The organism is Azorhizobium doebereinerae UFLA1-100, from assembly GCF_000473085.1.
In the GTDB taxonomy this organism is placed as follows: domain Bacteria; phylum Pseudomonadota; class Alphaproteobacteria; order Rhizobiales; family Xanthobacteraceae; genus Azorhizobium; species Azorhizobium doebereinerae.
Map to the genome: position 1 here is coordinate 1 of NZ_AXBA01000084.1, position 3,075 is coordinate 3,075.

Below are 3,075 nucleotides of genomic sequence, written 5' to 3' on the forward strand. Positions count from 1 at the left end.
GGCGCCGGCCGAGCCGACGATGTGGCCCATGGTGGCCTCCGCATCCGCGCCTTCCGCCACCCGCACGAAAGAGATGTCGGTGACGATGCCTTCGGCGAGGATCTGGTCCACGGTATCCCGCGCCAGGCCGGCGCCGAGCGCCTTGACCTGATCCACGTCGTCGATGGACAGGGCCACCGGCTCGTCCAGCGGGAACAAAGCGTTGTCCGCCTCAGGTGCCGGCAGCGTGACGCCGATCACGGTGCTGTCGCGCGTATCGACGGAAGCGACGGTGTCCGACAGGTCGGAGAAGACGCGGACGCCGACGAAGGGTGTGGTGGCAGACATGAAAGACCTCTTGAAGCGCGATTGACGGGCGTCTTCAGAGGTCGGAGTGTGATGGGGAAGATGCGGGAGGGCACGGGCGACAGGTGTCGCCGGGTGGAGGGGCAGAGAATTTTACTTAGATCCGGCCGAACCTTCCGGTTCACCGCATATTTATTCGGGTCAGATTGTGTACTATTTTACATAATTTTTATGATTTCATTTCTCATTGTTTCTTGCTTCGACTGATTTTTTTGCAGACTTATATCGATTTATAGGTTGTCTGGCCGATATTGAGCCAGACGGACCGGATAAATTCCTGGGTGCCTTACTGTCTGACACTTTTAGATCGCTGAACGCCTTTAGCAACTTCAACGCAAGGCCGATTGAAATCGACATACTCCATATCGCCCCTAGCCAGGTGGCAGTCTGTTCGGAAGGCATAACTCCCTCCAGGCTGACTATCCTCTGCGCGTTTTTCGCAACATCATCCCCCAATAAACAATAATCCAACCTTTCATCCCATCTCATTATCTCGGTCGTAACTGAGTTATCGCCGCTTCCATTTCTAAATTTTGCACGTAATTCTAGCGCGCTCCATTTCGGCCCCAACATCGGAACGCATCCAGTGTCAATAAAATTTCTCACGCCCACATATTGTTTTGGTACATTTCTCCATTCACGATCATTTCGCGGCGAGTTGGCTAGGGCCAAAATTTTCCTGCCGTCTTCATAATTTTGGTGATCAGACCCGTGTTGCGATATAGTTATGCCAGCTTGCTTAAAAGCCTCGATATGTATAGGAAAATTCACCCTTAACTGCTGCAATTCTATTTGGTTAAGGCGGATTCCTATCTGCCAAACAGCAATAATTAAGGAAGCAATTGATATTGCGGCCCAAGATAATTCGATTTTTGCCCAAACAACACTCGATACCCCCCAACTAGCCCTAAGCAGGAAGCGCCCAATTAAAAATACAAAAAATGTTAAACAAATTATTTGAATTAAATAGAGATTGATTCCTGAATAGCCGACAGGCTCAACCATTGGAGTTAGAAAATCCAATTTCACAATTCCCCATATTTTTGATTAGACTCGTTAAGTTACTATATTTATCAATCAACAAAATAGTTTATATCAATCAGCCCTATATTCCGTTCCATGATCGGCTGCGTACAGGCGACGTCGCGCCCCTCACAACCAGAACATAATCTCCCTACTAGAAAGTTGCTCGGCCTGCGATGCTCTAGACACCTATACGTTCCGGTTTCACTGTTTTTGAATTGGATTTTGATAACAACTGATTAGGCTTGTAAGTTTGAGGTTCAGTGTCGGTGCTAGTGCCCAGTCCGTGCCAACTTCACTCCCGCTAAAGCCCTGCACAAAACCGCCACAGATCATCAATCTCCGCCGGGCCCATGTCCAGCATGGCGCCCAGCGTGTCCACCAGCGGATTGGTGCGCTGGAAGCTGGTGGCGCCGGACAGCAGCATGCGGGCAGCGAACTGCTCCTCGGCCGAGAGCTGCCCGATCAGCGTCTCGAATGCCGCCGGCAGCGTGCCGTTGCCCACCGCCGCAAGCGCCTCGACCTGCGAGATCAGGCCGCGCAAAGCGAGGCCCTGGAAGAACTGCCGGTCGGAGATCCCGGCCGGCACGAGGGTGGGGCCGGAGCCGGTGTCGGCTCCGCTCTCGGCGATGAAGCGCCCATCCACCAGTTGCGCGCCATAGGGCGGCGCTTCCACACCCGCGCCGGTCAGTTCGATGACGCGCCCCGTGGGCGGCATGAGGCGCACCGCGTCACGTTCCAGCATGACGACGCGGCCGGCATCGTCCAGCCGGATCTTGAGGGTGCCGGTGGGGTCGATGCCGCCGACGATGGACCAGACGCGGCGGGAATAGACATACCAGTCCTCGCCCGTCGTTTCATGGCGCCAATAGGCGGCATTGGGCGGCGCGAGCGGATGCACCGCGTCGGGCGTGTAGGCGGCCCAGCGGCCGTGTTCGATCATGTCCATGGGTCGCTCCTGGTGCCTATTGGGTTGTGACGCCGTACCAATTGCCGAACACGTCCTGCTGCTGGATCTGCGCGGCAAAGAAGCCGCTGACGGTGCGCAAGGGCGGCGAACTGCTGGTGTCGGTGGAGATCCCGACCATGACCGCGCCGCTGGTCAGCTGGGCGTCGCGCGCGCTATCGGCGCCGCGCACGTCCACCCAGACGACGCCGGCCAGACGCACGTTCTTGGCCCGGCTGAACAAGGTGGACAGAGCGGCGCCGTAATTGCCGAGATAGAGGTCCCCCGTGCCATCGACGGACAGCAGCGTCGCCCCGTCGCCGCCCCGTTGCACGGAAAAGGCCCACTGGTCGCTGCCGCCCGCGCCGCGCACGGCGACGCCGGCGCCTGCGGAATAGGTCAGGCGGGGCATGCCGGTGTTGTCCACGTACCAGATGTTCACATGATACGGGATCAACTGGTGGGCATAGCGCCCGCCCGCCCAAGGCATGTAGATGTTGCCGTCCGTCTGATAGACGGCGGTACCGACGCCGATGTTTCCGGTGAACGTGTCGCCCGCCTTGTTGGCGGGCGTGTAGCCGAGCGCGGCCTGGGCGCCGAGGTTCGCGCGCCCCTGCGCCTTCTGACCTTCCGTGAGCACCTGTGCAGCGTCGATACGCAGGCGGGTGTCCACCGCCGCGCGGATCTCCGATGTGGCGGGGCCGTAGCTCCAGGCGGTCGGCAGCATTTGGCCCGGCGCCGCCTCGCCAAAATACGGCCGG

At 58.0% G+C, this 3,075-nt stretch carries 3 protein-coding genes and 1 pseudogene; all 4 read right to left on the reverse strand.

The features are described 5' to 3' along the window. Positions 1–327: pseudogene (locus tag YU1_RS31310) on the reverse strand (phage tail sheath family protein); the annotation flags it as partial. A gap of 195 nt (positions 328–522) precedes the next feature. Continuing rightward, on the reverse strand, positions 523–1,350 hold the full coding sequence (locus YU1_RS33810; protein WP_156922488.1) for a hypothetical protein: 828 nt from the start codon (positions 1,348–1,350) through the stop codon (positions 523–525). Between the two features lie 322 nt (positions 1,351–1,672). Beyond that, complete coding sequence (locus tag YU1_RS0125520; protein WP_029006454.1) at positions 1,673–2,317, reverse strand: hypothetical protein; 645 nt, start codon at positions 2,315–2,317, stop codon at positions 1,673–1,675. A 16-nt stretch (positions 2,318–2,333) separates the two neighbouring features. Next, positions 2,334–3,075: hypothetical protein (locus tag YU1_RS0125525; RefSeq protein ID WP_210163771.1), on the reverse strand; the 742-nt coding region annotated here is incomplete at its 5' end.

Bases quoted from the DNA above. Each gene is read 5' to 3' on its own strand.
- YU1_RS0125520 (WP_029006454.1), bottom strand. From the start codon at position 2,317: ATGGACATGATCGAACACGGCCGCTGGGCCGCCTACACGCCCGACGCG.
- YU1_RS33810 (WP_156922488.1), bottom strand. From the start codon at position 1,350: ATGGTTGAGCCTGTCGGCTATTCAGGAATCAATCTCTATTTAATTCAA.